Genomic DNA, 7105 nt, shown 5'->3' on the forward strand with positions numbered 1-7105 from the left:
GGCGATGGTGAGCAGTTCGGGCAGCAGGCCGTGCACGGCGTTGGCTTCGAGCCCGGCCTGCCAGGCCAGCACGGCGTCGGCCTTGGCGGACAGCTCCTTCCAGGCCGCGTCGCTCAGCTTCTCCGCGTCGCCCGTGGCGGGAGCGGCCACGTCCTTGCGGAACGCCTCCAGCACCTCGAAGGCCGAGCCCCGGTACAGCTGGGACCAGGTGAGCACACCCGAGGAGTCCAGCGGCGCGATGGGGAGCACGGCCGCGGCCTTCTCGAGCGCGGCGGTGTCTCCCAGCGCGCCCTCGACGCGGCCGGCGGGCAGCTTGAGGCTCGCGGCCGCGTCGGGCTGAGCAGCCACCAGGCGGCACTGGAGGAAGTACGCCTCCAGCAGCGGCTTCACCGCGACGATGCGCCGGGCGCGCTCCAGGCTCGTGTCGCCCCAGACCTGGACCGAGGCCTGCTGGGCCAGGTGGATCAGCAGGGCCACGCGAGCCTCGCGGAAGCGCTGGAGCATGGGCAGATCAATCCCCGGCTGACCCGCGCGGTTCTTCACCTCGGGGAACACCGCCATGATCCGCGAGGCCAGCCCGCGCACCTTCTCCGGGAGGAAGGCGGGGGCGATGATGCCATCACCGTTGCGGCCGGCCTCGCGCAGGACCTTCTCGCTGGCGCGCACCTGCTCCAGCGAGATGCGCGCGGTGTCGGTGGCCTTGAGCGTCTCCAGGATGTGCCGGGCCGCGGACCGGAGCTTCGCCCCTTCGGGCGAGAGCGCCTCCAGCTCGAGCACGTCGCTGCGAGCGTCCACCCCCTTACGGGCCTGGAGGTGCTTGGCCGTGAACCGCACGGCCTCTCGGACCTCGGCGACGCGGATGCGCCCGTTGCCATCGCTGTCCAGCATGGACAGGAAGCGCGGATCGCACTGGAGCCCTTCGAGCGGACACGCGGTGGCCATCCACTGCGTCTCGGGAATGTGGATGGCCTCGAGGAGCGCCTCGAAGTGCGGAATGTCGACCTGGAGGGAGCCGCCATAGCGGCGATACACGAGGGGAGCAGGCATGAGAGCGCGCACCCCAGCACAACTCATTCCGGAATTCACGCCCCCTGCGGGGCACCTATAAAGTAGCAAATCCGCTCGGAGATCCAAGGGGTTGACCAATCCATCGCCAGGGTTCACCTTGCGCCGCGGCTCCGGAGGGAGGCCGCCGTCGAGAGCGCGAGGATTTCCATGAACGAGCCGAGCGAAGCACTCAGCGAGCAGGCGCGAGCCATCATCGCGGAGGAGGAGGCGATGCTCGCTCGCGTGCTCTCGGCCATCCAGGCGGCGCGCATCCGGGCGAGCAAAGGCCAGGACCGCCAGGCCCTGCTCGAACGGCTCACGGAGCTGCGTGACGAGGCGAGCACCGCCGTCGAGAGCGACTTGCCCGCCCTGTTCCAGCAGCTGGACAACACGCGCACCCTCTTCGAGCGCGAGGCCACCGCCCACCTGCCCGAGCCCCACACGCCCTACTTCGCGCACCTGCGCCTGAAACGGCACGAGGGCAGCTCGCAAGAATACCTGCTGGGGCGCACCACCTTCACGGACTCGGCGGCGGGCGTGCGCATCATCGACTGGCGCTTCGCGCCCATCGCCCGGGTCTTCTACGGCTACGAGGAGGGCGACGACTACGAGGAATATTTCGGCGAGCGGCTCTCCGAGGGCGTCGTCGAGGCTCGGCGGCTCGTGGTCATCGAGCGCGGCGTGCTCACGCGCATCAGCGCCGGGCCGCTCCACCTGGAGCGCGCCCCCGGCGGAGCCTGGCACGAGGCCGGTGGCCTCACCTCCGTGCTCTCCGGTGGAGCAGGCACGGCGGTGCGCGCCGGGAGCCTCGGCGTGGGCACCGGCCAGGAGGGGCGCGCGGCGAGGTTCGATGTCACCGCCCAGCTCGATGCCGAGCAGTTCGCGGCGCTCCAGGCCGGCGTGGATCAGCCGCTGCTCGTGCTGGGGAGCGCCGGCAGCGGGAAGACCACCGTGGCCCTGCACCGGCTGGCGAAGATCACCTTTGATCTGCGCGCCGCCTCGGCCCCATCGAAGATGAAGGTCATCGTCCCCGAGGAGGGCCTGGCGCGGCTGGCCAAACGGCTGCTCGCGCCGCTGGAGCTGCGCAACGCGTCCGTGGAGACGCTCGACGCGTGGGCCTATGCCACGGCCTGCACGGCGTTCGGGGTGAAGTCCATCGCGCTGTCTCCGGACAAGCCGGCCCTCACCGCCCGGCTCAAGCGCCACCCGGCGCTGCGGCCCGTGCTGGAGCGGCAGCTCGGGAAGCGGAAGAGCTCGGATCCGTCGTTGAAGAAGCTGCACAAGCGGCTCGCCGAGGTGCTCACCGACCGGAGCCTGCTGGCCGAGGTGGTGGACGCCTCGAAGGGCGACCTGCCCACCACGGCCATCGAGGACACCGTGCGCCACACGATGCTCCAGCTCGCCACCCCGCTGGCCCAGGAGCTCGAGGGCTACACTCCCGAGTCCCTCGAGACCGTGGATGGGCTCTCGCTGGAGGAGTCCACGCCGGACGAGCTGGCGGGCACCGTGGACGTGGAGGATCTGCCGCTGCTGCTCTTCCTCAAGATGCGGCACGGGCACCTGGGCACGGACACGCTGGCGCACGTCGTCCTGGATGAGGCGGAGGACTTCTCGCTGTTCGAGCTGGCGGTGGTGGGGCAGCAGCTCGGCAAGAAGCGCAGCTGCACGCTGGCGGGCGACGAGATGCAGCAGACCACGACGAGCTTCGCCGGCTGGCCCACCGCGCTGGCGGAGCTGGGCGTGAAGGACGCGGCGACGGTGCGGCTCTCGGTCTCCTACCGTTGCCCGCGGCCCGTCATCGAGCTGGCGCGGCACGTCCTGGGGCCCCTGGCGCCCGAGTCCCCGCCCAAGAACGCCCGGGAGGGCGTGCCGGTGGGCTTCCACCACTTCCCCGAGGAGGCCCAGGCCTGGCTCTTCGTCCGGGACGCGCTGAAGGATCTGCTCGACCGGGAGCCACGCGCCGCGGTGGCCGTCATCGCCAGCAGCCCCGAGGCCGCGCGTGCCTTCTACAAGGTGGTGGATGACATGTCCGCCGTGCGCCTGGTGCTGCAAGGAGACTTCTCGTTCGAGCCCGGGGTGGACGTCACCGACGTGGAGAGCATCAAGGGCCTCGAGTTCGACTACGTCATCCTCCCGGACGCCACGGCGCGGGCCTGGCCGCAGACGGACGAGACTCGCCGCAAGCTGCACGTGGCCATCACCCGCGCCTCGCACCAGCTCTGGGTCATCTCCGCGGGCCTGCGCTCGCGCCTGCTGCCGGCGCCCCCTGCCTGAGCTTAAAGGGAACGCGCGGCGGCCTGAGTGGGACGAGGCGTCACTTACTCGCGGCCGCGCGAGACCCTCAGGTGCGGTGTTGTCTCCACGTGGCGCCTCTGTCCTCCGAGGTACTCCCAGGGGAGAGAACCGCGGTAGATCCAGTCGCTACGTGGAACTTTTCCGCTGCGGATCCGAAAAGAGTGTGGCGCGTGGGCACCTCCGCGCAGCGGCTCCCCGTTGACGTTGCGGGGAGGAGAGCGCTCCATTAGCAAGCCTCAGAAAGGGGTGCGCTCATGGGTTCGAAGGAGGACGGCAGTAGAAGCCTCACGATCTTGCGAGGGGACGTTTCCAGGGCTCCCGACGGAGCACGCCCACCTGTCCTGGGGGGCATGTCGGAGTCGGAGCTCGATGCCATCGTCAGCGTGCTGCGCACGGACAAGAACCTTGCCCTGGCGCCAACCTCCGCGGCCCCTGGGCCGTGGGGAGCACTGACCGAACAACTGCTGCTGAGCAGCTCCCGCGCGCTGGATCCGCGCGAGCTCGAAGCGGCTCGCGACGAGGCCGCGCGTCAGCCCTGGCACATCGCCCTGGGCGAGCAGGTGAAGGGGCCGCTCGACATCGCCGCCCTGCGGTCGCATTGGGAGCGCGGAGAGCTGGGGCCTGACTCGCTCTGCTGGCGCAAGGGCTTCGATGGCTGGCAGCCGGTGTGCCGGGTGAAGGGCCTGGCGGAGCTGCTTGCTCCGCGTGCGACGATCGAGCCCTCGGCGCCCGAGGACCTGGTGCCCGACCCGCAGGCCGACGCGCTGGACTTCCCACTCAAGGGCGCCGAGGCCCTGCGCATCCTGGCGGAAGAGGTGCCACCTCCGCTCCCGCTCCGGCCTCCTCCGTCCTCGCCTCCTGTCCTGGAGCCTGAACCGGTGATGGCTCCCGCGCTCGGGCCGGAGCCCGATACCGTGCCGGACGCGCCTCGGGCGCAGGAGGCCGCGGGAGCGCCGGGGGTCCTCTCCTCGCAGATGCCCACCCAGGTGGAGGTGCGCGTTCGCGGAGGCATGTGGTTCGCGCTCGGCGGCGGGCTCATGGGCGGAATGCTCGTCGCCTGCATCGTTTGGTTCCTCGGGCTGTCGGCCGGACTGGGCGCGCGTGCTCGTGGTGCTTCTTCCGAGCCCACCCCCGCCGTCCGGAGCGCGGAGGCCCAGGCATCGGCTCCGTCGCTGGTTCCGGCGAATGCGGCGATGCCCCCGGCCCTCGTGACGCCGAAGCCTGACGTCACGGCTCCTGTCCCCCAGAGCGTGGCGGCCCTCCCGGGCCCTGTGACTTCCAAGCCCGAGGCCTCGGCGTTCGCGCCGGCCCTGGGCTCGCTCTCCTCGCTCGGCGGCACTGCGGTCATCACGACGAGCTCCACCCGAGCGCCGATGCCGCTCGCCCGGCCGACGCCCACGGGAGGCGACATCGTGGAGACCCCGAAGCGGGCCGCCGCGCCCACACGCCTGAACCTGCCCGACCCGTCCATGCGGAAGCAGGCGAAGGCCGAGGCGCTGCCTGCCACGGAGCCTGCCGCCAAGGAGCGTGTGGCCTCCCGAGCCGCTGAAGAGCAGGAGGTGGATGACGATCTCAAGCTCGACGAGGACTTCGCGCGTGAGCTCGCGGGCCCCGGCAAGCCGCCCCCGCAGCCGAAGCGCACGGTCTGGATCCCTCCTGATCCGAAGCCCGTGGAGCCGCCGGCCGCGCTCACCGAGTCCGACATCTTCTCCGTCGTGGTGGCGAACAAGGCCGACATCACCGCGTGCGTCAACGAGCAGAAGCCCGCTTCGGACGAGGGACACAAGGTGGTGGTGCGCTGGACCATCCTTCCGAGCGGCCGGGTGACGGACGTCGAGACCGAGACCGCCCGGTTCCAGGGCACCTCGCTGGCGCTCTGCCTGGAGGGGAAGATCCGCGCCTGGACCTTCCCCCAGCACCACGAGCAGGGCGGGCCGGTCCGCTTCCCGTTCGTGTTCTGACGCGCTACCCGGCGACGAGCTCCACCGGCAGGCTCCTCGGCCCGCGCACGGACAGGGAGTGGTTCCACGTCACGGGCCCTCGCGGGACGATGGCGCTGAAGCGCGACAGCAACGCCTCGAGCCCCAGCCGCACCTCGAGCCGGGCCAGCGGCGCGCCCAGGCAGAAGTGGATGCCGAAGCCAAAGGGCAGGTTCTGGGGCCCCGGGCGATCGATGTCGAACCGGTCCGCGTCGGGGAAGTGGCTCTCGTCCCGGTTGGCCGAGGCCAGCATCGCCATCACCCAGGCGCCCGCTGGCAGCCACACTCCGCTCAGCTCGGTCTCGGACGTGGTGACGCGCAGGATGCCGTGAACGGGCGGCTCGCAGCGCAGCACCTCCTCCACCAATTGGGGCACGAGCGAGCGATCCGCCCGCACGCGCTTCAGCACCTCCGGGTGCTCCATGAGCAGCCGCGCGGAGTGGCTGAGCAGGTGGATGGTCGTCTCCATCCCGGCGATGAGGAGCATCAACAGGAAGCCCAGCAGCTCCGCGTCCGTCAGCGCCTCGCCCTCCACCCGCGCGGCGATCAGCTCACTCACCATGTCCTGGCCCGGGCAGAGGCGGCGTCTCTCCAGCACCGCGGACAAGTGGCGCCGCGCTTCACGCACGGTGAAGCGGATCTCCTCCATGCGCGCGAGGTCTCCGGGCGCGACCGAGGAGGTGCTCGTCAGATCATCGGCCCACCGCGGGAACAGGGGCTCGAGCGAGGGCTCCAGCCCCAGCAACTCCCGGATGACCCTCACGGGCAGAGGCCGGTTGAAGGCCTCGATGAGATCCACCGTCTGTCCGGCGGTCAGCCGTGCGGCGAGTGACTCGGCCTGCTCGCGCACCCAGGGCTCCAGCCGGTTCAGCACCATGGGGCCAAAGGCGCGGTTGACGAGCGCCCGGAGCCGCCCATGCACCGGCGGATCATGGACGACCATTGAGTGAGCGAAGGGCGCATCCTCGAGCCACGCGGGGCAGGTGGCCCGGCGCATGCCTTCGGAGGAGTAGAGCAGGGGGTTCTTGAGGACGGTGATCACATCGTCGTAGCGCGTCACCGCCCAGACGTCACCGGGAGCCACCTGACACACGGGCGAGGTCCGCCGCAGCTCCGCGTAGTAGGGGTACGGGTTGGCTCGTACTTCGGGAGCCAACAGGTTCAACCGTGGGCCCATGACTTCCTTTTTCTGTCGAGAGGGAGGCGCAGGGTAGACGCACTCTGGGTGAAATGCAGCCAAACTTCTCGGGGCCCGGCCTGCGCCTGAAGCTGCATTGCCAGGGCGCCTGCTAGTGGACTGTCCGACAAGTTTTTCAACATAGTCAGGACAGGTGGCGGTCGATCCACGCGTGCATCTTGGAGCGAGTCCAGGACCAGGTGAATGGATGGGCGTAGAGACGGTTGTACTCGGGCCAGCTGGTGTTGAGGTGGTCAATGAGGCCGCCGCGGCTGGCCCACTCTCCGCGCCGCAGGTAGCGCTCTGTGAAGGCGCGTAGGAGCAATTCGGCTTGGTTGAGCCAGGTTGCATGCGCCGGAGTGATGAGCACCCGGACGAGCGGATAATGGGTGTGCAGCCAATCCCGCGTCTGCCGGGCGACATGGCTGGAGCCGTTGTCCCAGATGAGGTGGATACGGCGCGCGTGGCGATGGTCCCAGAGCAACTGGGGCAGCACCGCTCGTAAGCAGGCCCCATCGTTCTTCTCCAGCGCCCAGCCGCGCATCCGGCCTGAATGCACCTCGAGCTTGACCAGGAGGTTGACCGTGCCGCGTCGCACGTACTCGAA

At 70.2% G+C, this 7105-nt stretch carries 4 protein-coding genes and 1 pseudogene; 2 read left to right on the plus strand and 3 right to left on the minus strand.

Annotation, left to right across the window (positions count from 1 at the left end; translation table 11 throughout):
* Nucleotides 1-1047 (minus strand): annotated as a pseudogene (locus tag ACJ8AT_RS30670) (kinesin); the annotation flags it as partial.
* Nucleotides 1048-1215: 168 nt separating this feature from the next.
* On the opposite strand from ACJ8AT_RS30670, the gene ACJ8AT_RS30675 reads away from it, so the two are divergent.
* Together ACJ8AT_RS30675 and ACJ8AT_RS30680 are read left to right on the plus strand one after the other, a co-directional pair.
* A complete protein-coding gene (locus ACJ8AT_RS30675) occupies nt 1216-3321 on the plus strand; it encodes an ATP-binding domain-containing protein (RefSeq protein WP_407741482.1) in 2106 nt (701 codons plus the stop codon).
* Between the two features lie 371 nt (nt 3322-3692).
* Complete coding sequence (locus ACJ8AT_RS30680) at nt 3693-5303, plus strand: GYF domain-containing protein (RefSeq protein WP_407741483.1); 1611 nt, start codon at nt 3693-3695, stop codon at nt 5301-5303.
* Nucleotides 5304-5307: 4 nt separating this feature from the next.
* On the opposite strand, the gene ACJ8AT_RS30685 is transcribed toward ACJ8AT_RS30680, so the two are convergent.
* Both ACJ8AT_RS30685 and ACJ8AT_RS30690 read right to left on the minus strand, forming a co-directional pair.
* Nucleotides 5308-6498, minus strand: coding sequence for a cytochrome P450 (locus ACJ8AT_RS30685; protein WP_407741484.1), 1191 nt, complete (start codon nt 6496-6498; stop codon nt 5308-5310).
* 145 nt (nt 6499-6643) lie between these two features.
* On the minus strand, nt 6644-7105 hold a 462-nt coding region (locus ACJ8AT_RS30690), incomplete at its 5' end, for a transposase (RefSeq protein WP_407741485.1).

Source organism: Hyalangium sp. (assembly GCF_045802625.1).
Taxonomy (GTDB): domain Bacteria; phylum Myxococcota; class Myxococcia; order Myxococcales; family Myxococcaceae; genus Hyalangium.